Below are 20544 nucleotides of genomic sequence, written 5' to 3'. Positions count from 1 at the left end.
GTATTATTACCTTCAGTTTATCTCGATAATTGGATTGACTTAAAACTCGACTATTAACTATTTAATAAGTAGATGTACAAATCGTGTATCGTATATATTATATAATTGTTAAGAAAATTACATAAGCAATCGATAAGTGGTAGATATTTTACGACCAATTACTATTTCAGATTATGTATAATATAATCATGTTTATAGATTACTTCTCTCGTGAGTGATCTAAAGTGTGGTATCCACATCGACGAAAGTCTAATTTTTGCAAAAAAAGCAATCTTGCTTTGTTAAAGTAGTAAAATTCTCCGCAAATATTCACCTAATAACTAATCACTATTTATTTCAGAAATACTTGTCATATCATCATTTTCTTATCGCTATAAACAACCACTCCATAAGCGTTTATAATGAAGAGTTATTATCAATTGATAATTGACTATAGGAGTGAAGTTGGAATCTCATTTTACTATCTGATTATGCCATTCACATACGATGTATGCGTGGATAGTATTATTATTTTAACTATGTTGGCTGCCACAGATTATTAAGTGGTCAAATATAGCCGTGTAAACGCAATATGTTGGATGTAACTTCCTGATATTAAAAAGGAAGCAATCAAGAGAGTTACTTATTTAAGACAGTATTGAAGAATACTTTGATTTAACAATACCCTGTCATGACGCAGGGCTGACTGATAAAAAGGATGTAAAAAGATGAGTTATTATAAGGATGCTGATAGCACCGAAACCCAAGAGTGGCTGAGTGCCTTCGAGTCTGTTCTCAAACATGCCGATAAAGATCGCGCTCAATTTTTATTAAAAGCGTTGTATAACATGGCGGTACAAGAAGGGCTGCCATTCAATCGCTTGGATACGGCCTATATTAATAGTATCGCTGTCGAAGATGAGCCTATGTATCCAGGCGATCTAGGCATGGAGCGTAAGATTCGTGCGTTGATTCGTTATAATGCATTGGCAATGGTAATGCGTGCCAATAAAAATGATGACGATTTGGGTGGTCATTTAGCGTCATTTGCGTCTAGTGCTACGCTTTATGAAACGGGTTTTAACCATTTTTTCCGTGCGGCGAGCGACCATTTCGGTGGTGACATGATTTATTATCAAGGTCACTCAGCCCCAGGCATCTATGCGCGCTCTTATTTAGAAGGTCGCCTAACTGAAGATCAGCTCGATAATTTTCGTCGTGAAGTAGGTGGCAAGGGTTTATCAAGCTATCCGCATCCATACCTAATGCCGGATTATTGGCAGTTCCCAACGGTTTCAATGGGTTTGGGTCCGATTATGTCGATCTATCATGCCCATGTGCATCGTTATATGGAAAACCGTAAACTGCTAGAAAAAGAAGATCGTAAGATTTGGGCATTTTTAGGTGATGGCGAGACAGATGAGCCAGAAAGCTTGGGTGCAATTTCTTTGGCGGGTCGTGAGAAGCTAGATAACCTAATTTGGGTCGTTAACTGTAATTTACAGCGTTTGGATGGTCCAGTACGTGGTAATGGTAAAATCATTCAAGAACTAGAATCTGTCTTTCGCGGTGCAGGCTGGCGAGTCATTAAAGTCATTTGGGGTGGTAAGTGGGACAGCTTGCTTGCCAATGATCATACAGGCGTACTAAAACACCGTATGGAAGAAGTCGTCGATGGTGAATATCAACTATACGAAGCTCGTACTGCTGAATTTACTCGCAAAGAATTCTTTGGTAAATATCCTGAGTTAGAAGAGATGGCTGATGCGCTTACTGATGAAGACATTTCACGTCTAAATCGTGGTGGTCATGATCCGCAAAAAGTTTATGCGGCGTTTAGTGAGGCGATGAAAACCAAAGGCCAGCCAACGGTTATCTTGGTCAAAACCGTTAAAGGTTACGGTTTATCAAGCCAAACACAAGCGGTCAATAAGTCACATCAAATTAAGAAGCTTGATCAAGAAGCGTTGGTTTACTTCCGTGATCGCTTTGATTTGCCATTTACCGATGAGCAACTAGAGACGCTACCATTCTACCGTCCTGAAGAGGGTTCGGCGGAGATGAAGTATCTAAAAGGTCGCCGTGAGGCATTAGGTGGTCACTTACCAAACCGCCGCAGTGGTCATATCCCACTGAATATCCCTGAATTGTCAATATTTGATCGGGTATTAAAAGGCAGTAACGGCAAAGAGCAATCAACGACGATGGTGTTTGTGCGTTTATTATCAGCAATGCTAAAAAACAAAGACATCCAAGATCGCGTTGTGCCAATCGTACCAGATGAGGCGCGTACTTTCGGTTTAGAAGGTATGTTCCGTCAATTGGGTATCTACTCTGCGGTCGGACAAAAATATACGCCAGAAGATAGCGAAGCGTTGATGGGCTATAAAGAAGCCATCGATGGTCATATGTTAGAAGAAGGTATCAACGAAGCGGGTGCGATGAGTACTTGGATTGCGTTAGCGACCAGCTATTCTGTGAACGCGCTACCGATGATTCCAATGTACATATATTACTCAATGTTTGGTTTCCAGCGCATCGGTGATTTGGCTTGGGCGGCAGGTGACTGTCAGGCACAAGGCTTCTTGTTAGGTGCTACTGCTGGCCGTACGACTTTGAATGGTGAAGGCTTACAGCATCAAGATGGTCATTCACAGATTTTATTCAACGTAGTACCAAACTGTGTGACTTACGATCCTTGCTTTGGTTATGAGCTGGCGGTTGTCGTGCATGATGGTTTACGTCGTATGTACGGAAAGGGCGAGCGCGTTTATTATTACTTGACCTTGATGAATGAAAACTACGATCAGCCTGCTATGCCAGAAGGCGCGGAAGAAGGTATCAAGCGTGGTATGTACTTGTTAGAAGACAATGGCTCAGCACAAGTACAGCTATTGGGTTCTGGCGTGATCTTACGCGAAGTACAAAAAGCGTCTAAGATTCTAAAAGACGAGTTCAATATCACCTCTAACGTTTGGAGCGTAACCAGCTTCAACGAGCTAACCCGTGATGGTATGGCTTGTGATGATTACAATCGCTTGCACCCAATGGAAGAAGAAAAAGTATCTTGGGTAACTGAACAACTAGCACCTCATGAAGGTATCGTAGTCGCAGCAACCGATTATATGCGTAACTACTCAGAGCAGATCCGTGCTTGGTTACCAGACAATCGCCCTTATACGACGCTAGGAACGGATGGTTACGGTCGTTCTGATACTCGCGAAAACTTACGTAGTTTCTTTAATGTTGATGCCGCTCATATCGTTGTTGCAACGCTTAAACGCTTGGCGGATGAAGGTGAAGTAGAAATGCGTTTGGTTAAAGATGCCATTTCAAGCTTAGGCATTGATGTGGATCAGCCACCTGCATGGCAACAGCAGTCTTATTATGATCATTCTCCAGATGCACCAGCACCAGGTAAAGTAAATCCAATCCCTGTGCCTGAGTTTGTCGCTGAAGACGATGAAGAAATCAGCAACGAAGGTCGTGCTGAAGATCAAGCCGATGCGACTTTACTCAATGATGGCGATGTCAAAGAATAATAATCATAAGACTAGGAGATAAATCATGGATATTAAAGCCCCAGATTTGGGTGTGGACAGTGCCGAAGTCAGCGAAATTATGGTAGAAGTTGGTGATGTCATCGCAAAAGATGACAACATCATCCTACTAGAGTCTGATAAAGCCTCCGTTGAAGTACCAAGCTCCGCTGCTGGTAAAGTCACCAAAATCAGCGTTGCTGTTGGTGATCATGTGAGTGAAGGCATGGTGCTGATTGAGCTTGAAAGCGATGACAGTGGCAGTGATAGCAGCGACGACAATGCTGATGACGACAGTGCTGATAGCGTAGACAACAAAGACGATGAAAATCAAAAGCAAGAAAAAGAGCAAGAGCCGAAAGCCTCTTCTGATTCTGCTAGTGATGCTGAGTCTGCTGCCCCTAAGAAAAGCTCAGGTGCGGCAACCACGCATGCACTGCCTGATTTAGGTGTTGATGAAGCGCAAGTTTCTGAAATCATGGTCAGTGTTGGCGATATCGTTACTGCTGAGCAATCGATTTTGCTGATTGAGTCTGACAAAGCGTCGGTTGAAGTGCCAGCACCAGTAGCAGGCAAGATTGAAAAAATATTGGTCGAAGCGGGTGACATGGTTGCCAATGGTCAAGATTTCATTGTCATCATTGGTAACGACACAGATGATTCCAGTGATGTAGACGATGCGAGCGAGCCTAAGGCCGATACAGCGGAGTCTCCAAGTCCGACGAAAGCCAAAGCTGATGCTAAGGCTGACAAGCAAACCACTGGTGAACCAAAGCAAGCAGCCAAACCGACAACGCCCAATACTGCTAGCAGTGATAATCAAAAAGGCAAGCTGACAGAAGCACAAGTAAATAAGAAGTTAGCTGATGTCTATGCAGGTCCTGCCGTACGTAAATTGGCACGTCAATTGGGTGTAGACATCACGCAAGTGAAAGGGTCGGCATTGAATGACCGTATCTTAAAAGAAGACTTGTTTGCGCATGTCAAAGACAGTCTGACTACTCAAAAAGCGGCACCTGCTACTGGTAATGTGGCCAGCTCAAGTCTGCCTAGCTTGCCTGATATGAGTAATACTGAGATTTGGGGTGAGACTGAAACACAAGACCTTAGCCGTCTACAGAAAGTCTCGATACCACAGCTCAACTATAATACGTTGTTGCCGCAAGTGACGCAGTTTGATTTATCAGACATCACAGAAACGGAGAAACTGCGTAGTGAGCTAAAAGGTGGCATGAAAGCAGAAGGTATTGGCTTCACTATTTTGGCATTTATAGTCAAAGCAACTGGCTATGCCTTGACACAGCACCCACGTTTTAACAGTCATTTGAGCGATGATAATACTCAAGTTATCTTGCGAAAAAGTGTCAATATGGGTATTGCGGTTGCAACTGATGATGGTCTCATCGTACCCGTTATTAAAAATGTGCAAGACAAAGGTCTGAAGCAAATTGCTATCGAGATTGGTGAGCTTGCCGTTAAAGCTCGTGATAAAAAACTCAGTACCAAAGATTTACAAGGTGCGAGTTTCACCATATCAAGCCAAGGTATCTTAGGCGGCACTGCCTTTACGCCACTGGTAAACTGGCCACAAGTGGGCATATTGGGAGCGTCAGAAGCTACCATGCAGCCAGTTTGGAATGCTGCTAAGCAGACTTTTGAGCCGCGCTTGATGCTGCCATTATCATTGTCTTATGACCACCGTGTGATTAATGGGGCAGATGCTGCGGTATTTACCCGTTATGTTGCAACATTACTGGCGGATCCGCGTCGTATTCTGCTATAGATTTAGATATTACTTTATAAAGTATTGATTCAAAAAAGACTGTCTACGGATGGTCTTTTTTTTGGCTAGCTATTATGAAGAGTTATCTTTAATAATTGCTTTCAACGAACGTTTTAGCAATTATATAGTGATCTAAAAGTTAAATCGATGCATCAGATACTGCTGGTATAAATCTTCCTCGCTTGCTGTGCCTAAGCAGACAGAGGCTTCAAAAAATTCATCCCAGCAGTACTGTAGCTAATCTATTGTTCTTTGACTATATATTTAAGAGAAATAGATTTTATCCAACATGACCAACATCAGAGTAGTTCACTAAATACCACCTCATATACCGACTGGTTTGTGTGTAAGTCATCAGCGTTCGATACACAATGTTGTAAATATCACGCTATCTGTTACATCGTGACCTTAATAAATAAACTTATCATTACCCATTTTATGCTTCAGAGACTTTAAAATTGCATGATTGATTTTAACGTTTTAAATTTGGTCATCGCCCACTTATCACTTCTCTGATTGATGATCATAGTATAAAAAAGGCGTAATATATTATGCTTGGCTATTGTAGTAACTCTCCTCTACGCTGTACAAAGGCACGTTCTTTGGAAGTATTAAATTCAATAGATTCTTGTTGTCCAGAATGCCACTTGTTTTTGCTGCCCGCTCAAGATGTAAAGCAGCAATTACGCACTGATGAAAAATTTTTACGATTGGCTGTTCTAATGATTGCCCTTATATTATTTATATTATCCTATGTTTATTATTTAAATTTCTTATAAGTATCTATTAGGGCTTGTCCTCATTTTTATGACCATTTGGATATGATCGATTGAATTGAGGACATGCCCTAATAACAAATACCTCTGTGTCGTCATTGGTAGCAGGATATAATACTGAGTGCTTGCTGATATATGTGATCTCTTGTGAAGGGCACTCGTGTTATATTTTGTGCTGGCTTTATTCTATTAATCTAAGATCGGTGTTTCATCGTATAGGGACGGCATGCTATTCCAATTTATACGGCGCTTGCGTCTATTTGTTTACAATATTCTGCAAAATGATGAGCATGACACGCTATTCAGCCGTTGCGTTGATTATTTTTTAATATTTCTAATCATGACCAACGTTGCGGCAGTGATTGCTGAGTCAGTTGATAGTTGGTATTACCCTTATCAAGATTACTTTACTTGGTTTGAAAATTTCTCGATTGTGGTGTTTTCTATCGAGTATTTGCTACGGTTGTGGAGTGTTGTTGAAACGAAGGTGAGTCAAACAACTTGGCGTCAGCGTTGGGAATGGCTAAAAAGTCCTTCAGCTTTGATTGATTTGGTTGCCATTGCGCCTGCGTTCTTCAACTTCTTTGTCAACATTGATTTGCGCTTCTTGCGCATTTTACGTCTATTTCGTATCCTCAAATTAACGCGATATTTTGCCTCTCTGCGCATTTTATTGGTGGTGATCAGTAAGGAAAAAGGCTCATTTCAAGCAGTTCTTTTTATCTTAATTATTATGATTGTGACGGCCTCTAGTGGTATTTATTTGGTTGAAAACCATGCCCAGCCACAAGAGTTTGAATCAATACCTAAAGCCATGTGGTGGGCGGTAGTGACGTTAACAACGGTGGGCTATGGTGATGTCACGCCCATTACCAATGCGGGTAAGATACTGGGTGCGGTGATTACTATATTGGGTGTGGGTCTAGCGGCATTGCCAGCGGGTATTTTGGCGACAGGCTTGGCAAATGAGCTTGCTCAACGCCGTGAAGAGCTTGAGCAGCATTTTCGAGAGCAATTAATCGATGGTGATTTTGATTTGATAAAAAATCAGATGATGATAGATAAAATTCGCCGAGAATTGGGTTTGGATAAAGAGCAGGCACAGAATATTGTATTACAGGTATTACGGGAACAAGAGCTTGAGCGCCGTGAAAGAGAGGTGGAAGTCAGGCAAAAGAATTTCTGCCCGAATTGCGGTGAGCGTTTGTAATTTACTCAACATACGCTAGGATACTGCTGATATCAATTTTTTGTAGCCTCTGGCAGCAACGGCGCAGCAAGTAAGAAAAACTGTTATCAGCATGGCGTGGTATATCGATATTACTTTTCACTGACTATAAATGTAATAAAAATATACAGGTAATATAGAATAAGACAGTCTTACAAATGGACGGTATGACCAGTTTTTTAGTGGATTGTTTGGCGCGTTAAACAAAGAGAAGGGTGCGACGCTTTGATAACGTCGCACCCTTTTTTATAAGCTACTACTGCATATTATAGATAGAGAACAATAAAATCACTACAGTACTACTGGAATGAATTTTCGAAGCCTCTGTCAGCAACGACACAGCAAGCGAGAAAAATTTATACCAGTAGTATCTGACTATGGATGCATCGATTTAACTTTTCGTTAACTATATGTTGTTCCTACATTCCTTGAGGTATAGGCAGCGCCCGTGCCAATTCATGTGCCACTTCTTGGGCGGCCTCTGCCAGATCTTCAGCAGAAAGTGGTAGGTTTTGCAATGTTAAATGCCAATCATCTATTTCTCGGCGCAAATGCGCGACCCAGAGTGTGGTGCAATCACGTGGAAGTTGCTTTAGATTGACTTCAAAACAACGATTGCCTTCATCGTCGCTTAGATGAATCTCGCCTTTTTGGACTCTAGAAAACGGATGACCATGGTACGAGTTAGCAAGCATAGCGATATGCGTGATATGTGCTGGAATCTTTTCCAAATACAGTCTGATTTGCTCTTGATCAAGTGGTGCTAGATACATTGCTTGCTCACCGCGATCTTTGCCATTCAAGCTGTCTCCTTGATGTTTCACCGATTCAGCTTTGTCACGCAATTGTTTGAACCAAACAATGTCACTAATAGTGCAATGATCGTCATATAGCACGCAAGCCAAATCAAGATCAATCGCGCCTTGATCTTTTTTAAAACGCTTAAGCAAACCTTTTGGCTCAATTTTGGTAAATTCATAATTTAGCGCAAAAAATAGGGTTCCCGTATCCAAGCCCAGTCCTCTTAAACTATCGGAAAGCAGTGGTGATGGGGCAGTGGTCGGCATAATATTCCTTTTTTATTCTTAGTAGGTAGCGATTATCGTAATTCGAGTATGGCTCACTGAACTTAATCTCAAATAAAACAAGCACACTCATTATAAAGTATCGCTAGGACAATTTTTTTTGCTTGCTGTGCGGTTATTGACAGAGGCTGCGAAAAACTATCTTAGCACTACTGTATTTTTTATAGCATCAATCTTTGTTTATTTTGTTTATTTTGTTTATTTTGTTTATTTTGTTTATTTTGTTTATTTTGTTTATTTTGATGATTGATCCAATACCGCTTGATATAACAGTGCAGGCTTGGCATCCAATAAACCATTACCAAAACCACGCAACCACCAAACCAGCTGTGAGGTCAAATTAACGGTTGCTTGGATAGTCAGGGTGTCATCGTCATTCAACGTGACAGTTTGGTCATCACTTAACTTACTTTCAGTGAGGCTCTTGCCAGCTTGTTTGTTAAATTGTAGCTCAACAGAGGTATTTTTGCCATGGTTAGGCAACGTACTAAATAACGGATGGCTAAAGCCCATGCCGCCTGCATCCAAATAAGTATCGAGTTGAAAATTCTCAGGCGTTTTGGCTGCACTTTCAAGAATCTCAACGTCGGCAAATCGATGCAAGGCAAAGGTACGAATGATGACTTCTGGATCGTCGGTACGGGTGGCCACTAAATAAATGATAACGCCGCGTTGAATAATAGCGATAGGGTTTAAAGTGTATTCACTGGCTTGTGATTTATCGCCGCGCGTGTAACTGGCCTTTATTTGCAATTGATAAAATAAGGAATGGTAAATATTGTCTTTACTGTGCAGATCAATATGCGGTGCAATGAGCGGCTGAGTAGCAGGTTCGATACGAACTCTATCGATCCATGAATGCGTCACCTTACTGTTTTTAAGCTGTCGTCTTGCCAAATCAAACCAAGGAAATAATTCATCTAAAATCACAGGGGGTAACAGTTGGGTTAGATTGGCTTCAACCATATTAAAAGCAACGGCTTGCGATAGATTCATATGCGGTAAGCTTTGTAATGGGGCATCTTCCTTCCAGCGCCAGCCTTGCGGGTTAGCATTGTTCTTCTCAATAGGGAAGCGTTTGGCCAGTGCATTTAAATCACGCTGTACCGTACGTAGGCTGATATCAAAACCTGCCATGATCAGCTGCTCGAACACATGAGTGGTGCCCACCCAGCGATTGCGTTGTAGTTGGGACAGTACTTGCCATTGGCGCGCCGTGGTCGCTGCACCATGTCGATCATCGCTCGTATCTCCTGAGGCATTATTATCCGTAACCGCTAGAGTCGCCTGCTTGTCAGGATTGGTTTGAGCTTGCAGAGGATTGTTATCAATAGGATGTACAGTCATTAAGCGATAGCCTTTATGAAGTCACAGTCAGTTTTTACACGTTTTAGCGTATGATTAGCCGTTTATCATCGCAGAAAAGCATCGTAGCGTCTAGGAATGTTCGTCGCTATCGATACTTGATTGATCATTGATATTTTGTTCACGATCGATATCTATCTCGCCATCATTTTTCTCGTTCTTACGTTTGTCTTTTCTTTTTTTGTCCTCCTTTTTTTGACGTTTGGCTTGACGCTTCTTCTTGTCTTTTTTCTTTGACTTTTTATCATCAATGTCATCTTCTCTATCTTGATTGTCATCCCACAACATCAGACGGCTCAAAACTTTGCCAAATAATGTGTCTTTGCGGTAGCGACCTTTTTTATTCATCGTGTCGATAGGGATGCCCGTCATCAAGGTCAATGCTTCACTGAGCGTATGGACGCCATAAATATGAAAGCTGCCAGCTCTAACGGCGTCAATAATATCGTCACGCAACATGAGTTGTTTGACATTGGCCATCGGAATGACCACCCCTTGCTGTCCAGTCAGCTCTTGCTCGCGGCACGCATCAAAAAATCCTGCAATTTTAGCATTGATACCGCCAACTGCCTGTACTTCGCCCAATTGGTTCATGGAACCTGTGATGGCAAAAGATTGATCAATCGGTACATTTGCTAAGGCGGACAATAGTGCACAGCCCTCGCTAACAGTAGCACTATCGCCATCTATATGCGCGTAGCTTTGCTCAAAAGCGAGCGATGCGCTAAAGTTCAATGCATGGTGTTGACTAAATAATGCCCGCAAATAGCTGGTCATAATCAGCATGCCTTTGGCGTGTAAGCTACCACCTAGATCTACATCGCGCTCGATATCGAGAATTTCACCAGCGCCAATATTCGGCTGGATAACGGCCGTTAGACGTGCTGGCATACCAAACTCGCTATCAGCATAGCTGACCACCGTTAGAGCGTTTACTTGTCCGACAGCATTACCTTGCGTTTGAATCAGCTGCTGACCGTTTTTAAGCTCATCCCAATACAGATCACGCAAGTATCCTGAGCGTTCATCCATGTCGTTTATTGCTTGAGTGACATGTTCAGATGTAACAATATTTTCATCATTTAAGCGCGCATGACGATTTGATTCATGAAGCAGTTTAATCAGTAAATCGCTGTGTAGGCTCAAGCGGTCTTGCTCTTCAGCCTGTAAGCTTAAATACTCAAGCAAAGTAGCCTGCGCGTGACGATCAAATGGATAAAGGTTGGCATAATCAATGATGTCAGCCATTTTTGCGACCAGTGCCAATTCGTGCTCGATGGTACGAGGTACATCATCGTGAAAGTCAGCGCGAACTTTAAATACAGCATCAAACTCAGGCTCAAGCTCAAGCAGCTCATAATACAAATCTGCTTCGCCTAATAAAATTACCTTAATATCAAGGTCAATCGGCGCAGGCGATAGCGATAAGCTACCCGTTAAAGTTAGCATCTGTTCAAGGCTAGACAGCTTGATTTTGCGTGATTGTAGAGCGCGCTTGAGTCCTTGCCATGCATAAGGATGCTCCAATAAATGGCTTGCCTCTAACAGCAAATAGCCGCCATTGGCACGATGTAGAGCACCCGCTCGAATCATACTGACATCAGTCGTCACCGTACCCAATTGCGTGATTTGCTCAACATGACCCAATAAATTTAAATGAGTGGGCAAGTCTTCAAATATGACAGGCGCACCACTGTCAGGCGTGTGACTGACAATGACATTGACCGCATAACGGCTGGGCGTTGTGGCTAGCGCTGCCGTCACAAACTCTTCATCATCGCCGTTGACGATACGCTCTACATGAGTAACCATATCGGCAAACACGGCTTTGAGATACTCAATAACGAGCGGATGACTGGCAAATTGCTCATAAACAGGCGCAAACAAAGGCTGTAGGGCACGTTGTGCAATATTACGATGTAGCGCTTCTATAGCGTCATTCGCTTCGTCTTCTAGTTGTTCTAAGGCGATAGTCAACTGACTCAGCCGTTTTTGCATATGGTTTTTTTGTACAAAATTATTCAGCTCAGCTTCGTACTCACTATTACCATACTCATTATTACTATAGTCAGTATCGCTATTATTTGCGCTAGTAATGTTTGCTTTTTTGCTATCCTCTATCGTGGATTTGTTTTTGCGGCTATCAGAGACTGTATTGTCGTTATTCTCATGATGGCTATTTTTATGAGGGTCATTTTCTGTTGGTAGCTGGCTAGGATGTACAAAAACCGCTTTGTTATCAAATGATCGAAACGTCAGTGCTAAATCATATTGCTTACCTTCAGCATTGAGCACGTCATAAGCGTGGCTCTCTTTTTGATGCGTGTTGTTTTTGATGGCTTCGATTTTGCTTTGGTATTGATCACTACGAAATCGCTGGCTCAGACGTTTCTTTGCTTGTTGCCATAAGTTATTGACTTGCTGCTGTAACAGCGCTGCTTGACCGGCAGGCAGGCGTAAAGCTAATGGTGTGCGTGGATCGGTGAAATTGTGTACATAAACCCAATCATCAGGCGTCGGGGCATCGGCTGCAATGCGAGTGAGCAGGCGGCTAATAATAGTACGCTTACCTAGGCCATTTTCACCAGCAGCAAACACATGATAACCACTGGCTTTGATGTCCAAAGCAGTTTGCAATGCTTTAAGGGCGCGCTGCTGACCAAAGCCTACATCTAAATCAGGTGCCGTACGTGTGTCGGTAGGTAACGTATTTGGCTCGCTATAACGTTTTAATTGTTCAGCGCTGATAAGGCAGCGTTGCTCGACGTCAGTAAAAACAGGATGTGGTGTATTTGATGTTGTTTGTTCGATATCTTTTGATTCAGAAGTGAGTATTGCCATATTATTGGTGTCTTTTGATACTTGATAAGTAGGGGCGAGAGGTTTTTTGGTCATAAGATTATGGTAAATCGTCTTAAAATAGTGAAATGATTGTTGTTTTTTTACGGTTTAATTTTGTACTTAGCCTTTTAGGCTTGGTTTTTCATGCTAAATTTTTGATAGTAAGTAAACACATCTTACAAGATATAGCAGTGCTTTTGATAAGTCATTAAAAGCAGTTTTGTATCATTATTAGACCAATAACTGGGCATGATGAATAAAGTATGTAAAAATTAATAGTCAATTTGAAGCGATTAAAGAAGAATAACGCACTTAATATAGGTGCAGATAGTATAAGATGTCTCACATTGGCGCAATCTGCAACTATTCAATAGGCAGACTGCATGATAAAATAGGCGGTTCACACGTCAAAACTGGATAACTCGTAGTATGTCAGCTTCCGCTCAAACCTCTTCATCTTCTGCCAGCGCGGGCAATATGCGTATTGATCCAACTGGCTTTGTAAAGCTTGGCTCACAATTACCTGCGCTCGCCAACACATTGTCGCAAGCGATAGACAAGCTGGGCCTACCTTTAGATGAGACACAGCAGCGCACGCTATTATTGTACTTAGACCAGCTCTTATTATGGAATAAAGCGTATAATCTGACCGCCATTACCGATCCAGAAGAAGCGCTGATCAAACATGTGATTGATTGTTTGGCTATTATAACGCATTTGCCTGCAGGATCACTGCTTGATATTGGCACTGGCGCTGGTTTACCTGCCGTTATTATTGCGATTTGTCAGCCTGAACGTCAGTGTACCGCACTTGATAGTAATCAGAAAAAAATTCGTTTCATTAAACAAATCAGTAGCGAACTGGGTTTGAGTAATATGCAGCCGATTGCTTCTCGTATTGAAGCGCATGAGGCGAGCTATGATGTAGTGACATCTAGAGCGTTTGCTAGTTTGATAGATTTTGTTGAAGTATCACAGCCGCGACTGGCGAGTGACGGTTATTTGTGCGCCATGAAAGGTAAAGCACCTAGTGATGATGAGCTACAAGCGCTTGAGAATGACTGGCACATTAAAACCATTAAGCTTGAAGTACCTTATTTGCATGACAGTCGTCATTTAATTGAATTGTCTAATAAAAATATCTGAACGATGAGCGTCCTATATTCATGAAATGGTATTCATGAAACAGTCGATTTTTTTGTGAAACAACGTTTACCTCTGCACTTAAATGGCATAATATCTACATGGCGCATAGTATTTAAATGGCATAGTATCTAGAATGCGTATGATATCTATATAGCACGTTGTATCTACAATGCACTTAGGCTTGCGCTTAAGAGTTTAAGTATGGCAATGATCAAAATCTTGGCGTAAGACAGTACGGTAGTTGCCTTAAAAAGCAAACAAGAATAACAGTAATAGACCTTAATAAAATTGAGTGAGTGTATGGAAATCATAGCAATTGCGAATCAAAAAGGCGGCGTGGGTAAAACTACGACGGCGGTAAATTTGACCGCCAGCTTGGCTGCTAAGCAAAAGCATGTACTGCTGATTGACTTAGACCCACAAGGTAATGCGACCAGTGGTACTGGTGTGGACAAAAATGAATTGGCATTGACGATAGCTGATGTGCTGCTTGATGGCGTCTCACTATGGGAGACTATCGTTACCAGTCCAGCAGGGTTTGATGTGATCGGTGCCAATCGCGATTTGGCTGGTATGGACATCACTTTGATGAGTAAAACCGACAGTCATGAATTGTTTAAAACAGCGATGGCGGATCTGGTAAACGATCAAATCGCTGCTCAAAAGTCTGCTTATGATTATGTCATTATAGATTGCGCGCCCAGTTTGAATTTGTTAACGATTAATGCGTTGGTGGCTACTGACAGCGTCATCATTCCTATGCAGTGTGAGTACTATGCATTAGAAGGTTTGGCGGATTTATCGCAAACTATTGAGCGTTTAACGGAACTCAATCCCAATCTTTATATTCGCGGCGTCGTGAGAACGTTATTCGATTCGCGCAATACGCTAGCGCGTGATGTGTCTGCCGAACTTGAGGCGCACTTCGGTGATGTTATGTATAAAACTCACATTCCAAGAAATATTCGTTTGGCGGAAGCACCTGCGCATGGTCTGCCGGTTATCGCCTATGAGAGATGGTCAAAAGGTGCGCGCGCTTATCAAAAACTAGCAGCAGAAGTGATAAAACAAAGCCGCTAGTGGTACTGATTATAATCGAATATGACTGGTCACGAAAAACGGTCAATTTATTTCACGAAAATGGTTCATGAAGTAAATCGATTAGTCAGAAAAAAGCATATCCAGTCAGATGATAAAACACTTAACATTGTATTTTTAGTAAGCCGCATTAATCATTATTTGGCTTTTATTTTAGCGTTAGAGGATAGGTAATCATGGCGAAGAAAAGAGGGTTGGCTGCTAATCGAGGTTTGGATGCCTTGTTAGGGTCAATCAAAAAAGAAAAGCAAATTACCGCCTCTGCCTTGCAAGACGATATGCCTGCGCGTGACAATCATGACGACACTTTGTCAGCTGAGACGCCAAAGACAAATGCATCAGCCAAGATTAGTCGTGCCAAAGCTGATGAAAAATCGGCTGCGCCAGAAACCAATGACGTGAGCAGCCGTAAAGCGCGCTTGCCACGTACTACTAATAAAGCACCTATCAATAAATCGCGCGGTAATGGATCAGATACTAGCGGCACAGAAGACCAGATCAGCTTGGTGCAAATTGATGTCACGCGCCTGCAAGCTGGCAAATATCAACCGCGCCGTGATATGAGCGAAACGGCTTTGGCAGAGCTTGCCTCTTCTATAGAACAGCATGGCGTGATGCAGCCTATCGTTATCCGTCCATTACTGGCTAACGAAGACAAAAGCGAAGCATTCGTTACTCATGAAATTATTGCGGGTGAGCGTCGCTGGCGTGCGGCAAAAATGGCAGGAAAATCCGTTATACCAGCGATTGAACGTGCTTTATCTGATGAATTGGCGATTGCACTAGCGCTGATTGAGAATATTCAACGCGAAGACTTATCCGTGATTGAACAGGCTGCGGCTCTACAGCGCTTTCATACAGAGTTTGGTATGAGTCACGCCATGATTGCTGAAGTCGTTGGTAAAGCGCGCACGACCGTGTCTAATTTATTGCGCCTAAATCAGTTGCATGACACGGTAAAAGACCATTTAGCAAACAGTGCTTTAGATATGGGTCACGCGCGTACACTTTTGGCATTATCGTCTGATCAGCAACCTATCATCGCACAAAAAATAATTGATGGCGGTATGACCGTACGCGACGCTGAAAAGCTGGTTAAATCAATTTTGCAGCCTGCTCCTAAAGTCAATCGCACCGAACAAGTGCAGTCTCGCGATGCGGAGCAGTTGACGCAACGATTGACAGACATGCTAGGCGCTGAAGTAAAATTGAAGCACAAAAAAGATGGACAAGGTAGCGTTGAGATATTTTTCCATAGCCAAGACCAGTTAGCAGCCTTGATTAAGCATATAGAAGCACAAGCTTAAAACGCTGAATTGATTTACGATAATTTTTCAAATGTTAAGTCATCTTGGTCATTATTGTAAATAATCTTGGCAACCACTGTTTTTACAAGAACATAGAAGAGAAGTTAGTATGTGGGAGTTGGTAAAAGCGGGTGGTTGGTTGATGACGATGCACATGTAGAATCGCGAGAGCGTGCAAATTCGTCAGTTATAAAAAAACATCAATCAGTCATGCGAGTGATGGATGTCGCTGGTAAACTGGGTTTTTTAAACCTTAATATCAGTACGGTCGTGCCACTTGGTCAGCCGTTACCGCAATAATATATAGCAAATTTTGCTATAGATACTCTCATCAAACTGTGTAATAAGCGCAGCCCATTCATATTATGACACCTAAATTGAGGCTTTTATGAGCCAAGCATATCAACCTGACTCTACAAAAACTTCTGCTAAAACAGTATCAGCAGCGCCATTAAGCGTACCTAAGCGTGCGACGTTACTGCGCTTACTGAGCTATCTGAAACCCTACTGGTGGGCGTTACTGCTGACAGTTTTGGGTTTCGCTATTAATGCGGGGACAGAAATTTGGATTGCTAAGCTATTGCAATACATCACTGATGCCATTAATCAGAACGATCAAAGCAAACAAGATATGTTTCCCTTATTAATTATTGGACTATTTTTTATTCGCGGTGTCGGTAGCTTTTTGGGTAATTATTATTCCGCTTTGGTGTCACGTAACTTGGTTTATGAGCTACGAGTGCAAGTTTTTAATAAATTACTACGCTTGCCAAGCTCATTTTATCTGGCCAATCCCGCTGGTACCATCTCGTCCAAACTGATATTTGATGTTGAGCAAGTCACGGCTGCCAGTACGGATTCAATGAAAACTTTACTGCGTGATGGTTTGACAGTTGTGGCGTTGGTCGGTTTTTTACTCTATAGCAATTGGCGTTTGACGTTAATTTTATTTGTCGTACTACCGCCGATATTAGTATTGATTCGGGTGGCTTCTAAGCGTTATCTAAAGCTATCCAAAGGTATTCAAGAAACGATGGGCGATGTCAGTCATATCACCAATGAAGTCATTGGTGGCTATCAAGTGGTCAAAAACTATGGCGGACAAGCGTACGAAGCCAAGCGTTTTGATAAAACATCAAAAAAGAATTTACGTCAAGGTATGAAGGTAGTGGTCACCAACAGCATTAATACGCCAGCCGTGCAGCTGTTAATGGCAGTGGCAATGTCGGTTGTGGTTTGGCTCGCCTTGCGTCCAGCAGTGATAGACAATATCTCCGCTGGTGAGTTTATCTCTTACATTGCTGCCGCAGGTTTGCTGAGTAAGCCGGTGCGCTCACTTACCGATATCAATCAAAAATTACAAAAAGGTATTGCCGCTGGTGAATCGATATTTGCATTATTGGATGAGCCAGAAGAAAAAGATACAGGTGTGCTTAGCCCCGCATTATCTGGTGAGATTCGTCTGGACAATATTGGCTTGGTTTATCCAGATTCGACCGTAGCACTGAGTGATTTTACGTTAGATGTACGAGCGGGTGAGACAGTGGCATTGGTCGGGCGAAGTGGCGCTGGTAAATCATCATTGGTGAATTTACTGACCCGTACGTTATCGACCACCTCAGGGCACATTACCCTAGACGGAATGCCAATTGAAGACATTACTTTAGAGAGCTTACGTTCTCAAATTGCGATGGTCAACCAGCAAGTGGTTCTGTTCAATACCACGGTATTTAACAATATCGCTTATGGTGGTTTGGCCAATAGGACACAAGCTGAAGTCGAAAAAGCGGCGAAAGATGCTTTTGCCCATGATTTTATTATGAAGATGCCAAATGGCTACCAAAGTGAAATCGGAGCTGAAGGTTTGCAATTGTCTGGCGGACAGCGTCAGCGCTTATCGATTGCTCGTGCTCTACTAAAAGACGCCCCTATTTTAATCTTGGATGAAGCGACCAGCGCCCTTGATAACGAATCAGAGTATTATATTCAGCAAGCGCTTGATAATGTGATGAAAGACCGTACAACATTGGTCATTGCTCACCGCCTGACGACTATTGAATCTGCCGATCGTATCGCTGTATTGGATGGTGGTCAGATAGTTGAGCTTGGCACGCATAATGAGTTGATACAGCGGCAAGGTCATTATGCACAAATGTATGCCCGAGATTTTGCATAGTTTTATTGAATGGTGTCTTTTATTCAAGAACATCTTTTATTGAATGATACTTTTTATTGAATGATATCTTGGGACAACTTTGATATTTAAGCATCGCTAAACAGATAGGATAAGTGACCAATATTAATGAGCATTGAGACGACAGTCACGCGCGCATGGCAACGTCAAGCCGTTTGGTTATGGCTACTGCTACCTATTAGCTGGTTATACGGACTCATTACGATGATCCGTCGTCATGCTTATAGGACTGGTGTATTATCAAGCTATCGCGCGACTGTACCTGTCATGGTGATTGGCAATATCAGTGTTGGTGGCAGCGGTAAAACCCCGTTAATTATTGCTTTGGTCGGTCATTTGCAAGACCAAGGCATCAACATTGGTGTTATTAGTCGTGGTTATGGTGGTGATACCAGTCAGATGCCAATGCTTGTCAGTGCCACCAGTTTGCCCAGTGTAGTAGGGGATGAGCCCTGTCTGATCGTAAATACGACAGGAGTGGCAATGGCCGTAAGCCCCAATCGCGAGCAAGCCATTGCTATTCTATTGGCGTCTCATCCTGATTTGCAATTGGTTATTGCCGATGATGGCTTGCAGCATTATGCACTACAACGTGACATAGAATGGATTGTGGTAGATGCCGCACGTGGTTTCGGTAACCAGCAATTACTGCCAACGGGCTTCTTACGTGAGCCAATATCACGGTTAAAGGGTGCAAACGTCATTTATCATGAAAGTTTAGAGGCTGTCTCAATTGATAAGAAAAATGATACCAATCAGTCTCAATCCCATCGTCTGACGATGCACCTAAAAGCTGATGAAATGCAGCGCTTATGGCAACCTGTATCATTTAACAGGACAAACAATGAAGCGCCTGAAAAAGGTAGTAGGGTACATGCAGTGAGCGGTATTGGTTACCCGCAACGCTTTTTTGATACCTTAGATTTGCTTGGCTTCGATGTCATTGGGCATCCTTATCCTGACCATTATTACTTTAGCTTGGCTGAGCTGTTTCAGTATAGCGATCATCCAATTGTCGTAACCACTAAAGATGCGGTAAAAATAAGAGCATTATTATTGAAACACACAGCCGAGCAGGCGCTCACCGATGATTATAAAAAGCTGATAAATAATTTATGGGTCTTACCCGTAACCGCTGTACTCTCTGATGGCTGTTATCAACAATTACAGCAACAACTGAATAGCTTAGGTATCACTTTTAAATGAGATTAACTGCCACTCATGGATAATGTTTTAAACCATATAAAAATGCTATAGGAATAAACCATGTCGCCAATCATCACACCTGCCAAAACTCATATTGTCATTCCTGCACGCTTTAAAAGTACGCGGCTACCCGGCAAGCCGTTATTGACTATTCATGGCAAACCAATGATTCTTTGGGTTGCTGAAAAGGCGCAGGCAGCGCAATTTGCTGACGATATGTGTATCGCGACCGATGATGAACGCATTGCAAAAGTCTGTATCGATGCAGGTTTTGACGTCGTTATGACCAGCGCTGAGCACGCATCAGGCACTGACCGATTGGCAGAAGTGGCTGCTATCAAAGGCTGGGCTGACCACGATATTGTGGTTAATATGCAAGGTGATGAACCACTCGTGCCGCCGTTACTATTGGAGCAAGTTAAGGCGCTTTTGATAGCAGATAATGACAGCGTCATGGCGACCTTATGCGAGCCTATAGAGGATTATGAGACTTTTCAGCGTCCCTCTGTGGTAAAAGTGGTCAGTCAATATTCTGAAGGCAAACAGCGTGCGCTGTATTTTAGCCGAGCGCCAATTCCTTGCGACCGTGATGTTGTATTGGCTAATCAGAGTGACAAACAACCGCCAAAAAACGCTTATCGCCATTTGGGTTTATATGCTTATCGCGTTAGTCTATTACAGAAATTTGTACATTGGCCGCAGACACCACTTGAGATGCTCGAAAGTCTAGAGCAGTTACGTGTTTTAGAAAATGGCGGACATATCTCGATTGCAGCAGCAGCCTGTCAGCTACCAGCAGGTGTCGATACTCAAGAAGACTTGGATCGTTTGAATGCAATGAGCTTAGCCAACTTTCAAAGCTTTACTGAGTAATAGCCTAAGTAAAATATAAATTAATGCAGTATTCTAAGTAAAGTAAGCTAGGGCGTGTCATCATTTAGATTGTGAGGCTTAAAATGAGATAAATTGCAGTCAAACAAGGAAAATAACGCAGATA

The 20544-nt window shown here is 42.4% G+C and carries 13 protein-coding genes; 10 read left to right on the top strand and 3 right to left on the bottom strand.

Annotated elements, in window-relative coordinates:
• Positions 1-707 precede the first annotated feature (707 nt).
• The 3 genes from aceE to JMX48_RS03035 all read left to right on the top strand — a co-directional run bounded on the left by aceE (position 708) and on the right by JMX48_RS03035 (position 7287).
• Positions 708-3521: a pyruvate dehydrogenase (acetyl-transferring), homodimeric type gene (gene aceE, locus JMX48_RS03045; RefSeq protein ID WP_201534177.1), complete on the top strand. Its 2814-nt coding sequence runs from the start codon at positions 708-710 to the stop codon at positions 3519-3521.
• Positions 3522-3546: 25 nt separating this feature from the next.
• Positions 3547-5301, top strand: coding sequence for a 2-oxo acid dehydrogenase subunit E2 (locus tag JMX48_RS03040; protein WP_201534174.1), 1755 nt, complete (start codon positions 3547-3549; stop codon positions 5299-5301).
• Between the two features lie 1002 nt (positions 5302-6303).
• Positions 6304-7287 carry an ion transporter gene (locus JMX48_RS03035; protein ID WP_201534171.1) on the top strand — a complete coding sequence of 328 codons (984 nt, stop codon included), beginning with the start codon at positions 6304-6306 and terminating at the stop codon, positions 7285-7287.
• Between the two features lie 437 nt (positions 7288-7724).
• Here JMX48_RS03035 and JMX48_RS03030 read toward each other — a convergent pair whose 3' ends face one another.
• The 3 genes from JMX48_RS03030 to JMX48_RS03020 form a co-directional block, all read right to left on the bottom strand.
• Positions 7725-8372, bottom strand: coding sequence for a TerD family protein (locus JMX48_RS03030; RefSeq protein WP_201534168.1), 648 nt, complete (start codon positions 8370-8372; stop codon positions 7725-7727).
• A gap of 252 nt (positions 8373-8624) precedes the next feature.
• On the bottom strand, positions 8625-9737 hold the full coding sequence (locus tag JMX48_RS03025) for a helix-turn-helix transcriptional regulator (protein WP_201534165.1): 1113 nt from the start codon (positions 9735-9737) through the stop codon (positions 8625-8627).
• 90 nt (positions 9738-9827) lie between these two features.
• Complete coding sequence (locus JMX48_RS03020; protein ID WP_201534163.1) at positions 9828-12650, bottom strand: ATP-binding protein; 2823 nt, start codon at positions 12648-12650, stop codon at positions 9828-9830.
• Positions 12651-13073: 423 nt separating this feature from the next.
• On the opposite strand from JMX48_RS03020, the gene rsmG reads away from it, so the two are divergent.
• The 7 genes from rsmG (at position 13074) to kdsB (ending at position 20420) form a co-directional block, all read left to right on the top strand.
• On the top strand, positions 13074-13742 hold the full coding sequence (gene rsmG, locus JMX48_RS03015; RefSeq protein WP_413786343.1) for a 16S rRNA (guanine(527)-N(7))-methyltransferase RsmG: 669 nt from the start codon (positions 13074-13076) through the stop codon (positions 13740-13742).
• 300 nt (positions 13743-14042) lie between these two features.
• A complete protein-coding gene (locus JMX48_RS03010) occupies positions 14043-14822 on the top strand; it encodes a ParA family protein (RefSeq protein ID WP_201534159.1) in 780 nt (259 codons plus the stop codon).
• Between the two features lie 194 nt (positions 14823-15016).
• The gene (locus JMX48_RS03005; protein WP_201534157.1) at positions 15017-16147 is read left to right on the top strand and encodes a ParB/RepB/Spo0J family partition protein; all 1131 of its coding nucleotides are present in this window, start codon (positions 15017-15019) and stop codon (positions 16145-16147) included.
• Positions 16148-16258: 111 nt separating this feature from the next.
• Positions 16259-16447, top strand: a complete 189-nt coding sequence (locus JMX48_RS14225) for a hypothetical protein (protein WP_413786341.1) — start codon at positions 16259-16261, stop codon at positions 16445-16447.
• Between the two features lie 88 nt (positions 16448-16535).
• On the top strand, positions 16536-18323 hold the full coding sequence (gene msbA, locus JMX48_RS02995; RefSeq protein WP_227687872.1) for a lipid A export permease/ATP-binding protein MsbA: 1788 nt from the start codon (positions 16536-16538) through the stop codon (positions 18321-18323).
• A 126-nt stretch (positions 18324-18449) separates the two neighbouring features.
• Positions 18450-19547, top strand: a complete 1098-nt coding sequence (gene lpxK / locus JMX48_RS02990; RefSeq protein WP_201534155.1) for a tetraacyldisaccharide 4'-kinase — start codon at positions 18450-18452, stop codon at positions 19545-19547.
• Positions 19548-19607: 60 nt separating this feature from the next.
• Positions 19608-20420, top strand: a complete 813-nt coding sequence (kdsB, locus tag JMX48_RS02985; RefSeq protein ID WP_201534153.1) for a 3-deoxy-manno-octulosonate cytidylyltransferase — start codon at positions 19608-19610, stop codon at positions 20418-20420.
• The last annotated feature ends 124 nt before the right edge of the window (positions 20421-20544 follow it).

The sequence above is a fragment of the Psychrobacter immobilis genome, assembly GCF_904846225.1.
GTDB classification, from domain to species: Bacteria; Pseudomonadota; Gammaproteobacteria; order Pseudomonadales; family Moraxellaceae; genus Psychrobacter; species Psychrobacter immobilis_F.
This window is presented reverse-complemented; position numbering and strand designations above follow the sequence as displayed.

Excerpts from the sequence above, each read along its gene's own strand:
- aceE (WP_201534177.1), top strand. The coding sequence starts at position 708 with ATGAGTTATTATAAGGATGCTGATAGCACCGAAACCCAAGAGTGGCTG.
- JMX48_RS03040 (WP_201534174.1), top strand. The coding sequence starts at position 3,547 with ATGGATATTAAAGCCCCAGATTTGGGTGTGGACAGTGCCGAAGTCAGC.
- JMX48_RS03035 (WP_201534171.1), top strand. The coding sequence starts at position 6,304 with ATGCTATTCCAATTTATACGGCGCTTGCGTCTATTTGTTTACAATATT.
- JMX48_RS03030 (WP_201534168.1), bottom strand. The coding sequence starts at position 8,372 with ATGCCGACCACTGCCCCATCACCACTGCTTTCCGATAGTTTAAGAGGA.
- JMX48_RS03025 (WP_201534165.1), bottom strand. The coding sequence starts at position 9,737 with ATGACTGTACATCCTATTGATAACAATCCTCTGCAAGCTCAAACCAAT.
- JMX48_RS03020 (WP_201534163.1), bottom strand. The coding sequence starts at position 12,650 with ATGACCAAAAAACCTCTCGCCCCTACTTATCAAGTATCAAAAGACACC.
- rsmG (WP_413786343.1), top strand. The coding sequence starts at position 13,074 with ATGCGTATTGATCCAACTGGCTTTGTAAAGCTTGGCTCACAATTACCT.
- JMX48_RS03010 (WP_201534159.1), top strand. The coding sequence starts at position 14,043 with ATGGAAATCATAGCAATTGCGAATCAAAAAGGCGGCGTGGGTAAAACT.
- JMX48_RS03005 (WP_201534157.1), top strand. The coding sequence starts at position 15,017 with ATGGCGAAGAAAAGAGGGTTGGCTGCTAATCGAGGTTTGGATGCCTTG.
- msbA (WP_227687872.1), top strand. The coding sequence starts at position 16,536 with ATGAGCCAAGCATATCAACCTGACTCTACAAAAACTTCTGCTAAAACA.
- lpxK (WP_201534155.1), top strand. The coding sequence starts at position 18,450 with ATGAGCATTGAGACGACAGTCACGCGCGCATGGCAACGTCAAGCCGTT.
- kdsB (WP_201534153.1), top strand. The coding sequence starts at position 19,608 with ATGTCGCCAATCATCACACCTGCCAAAACTCATATTGTCATTCCTGCA.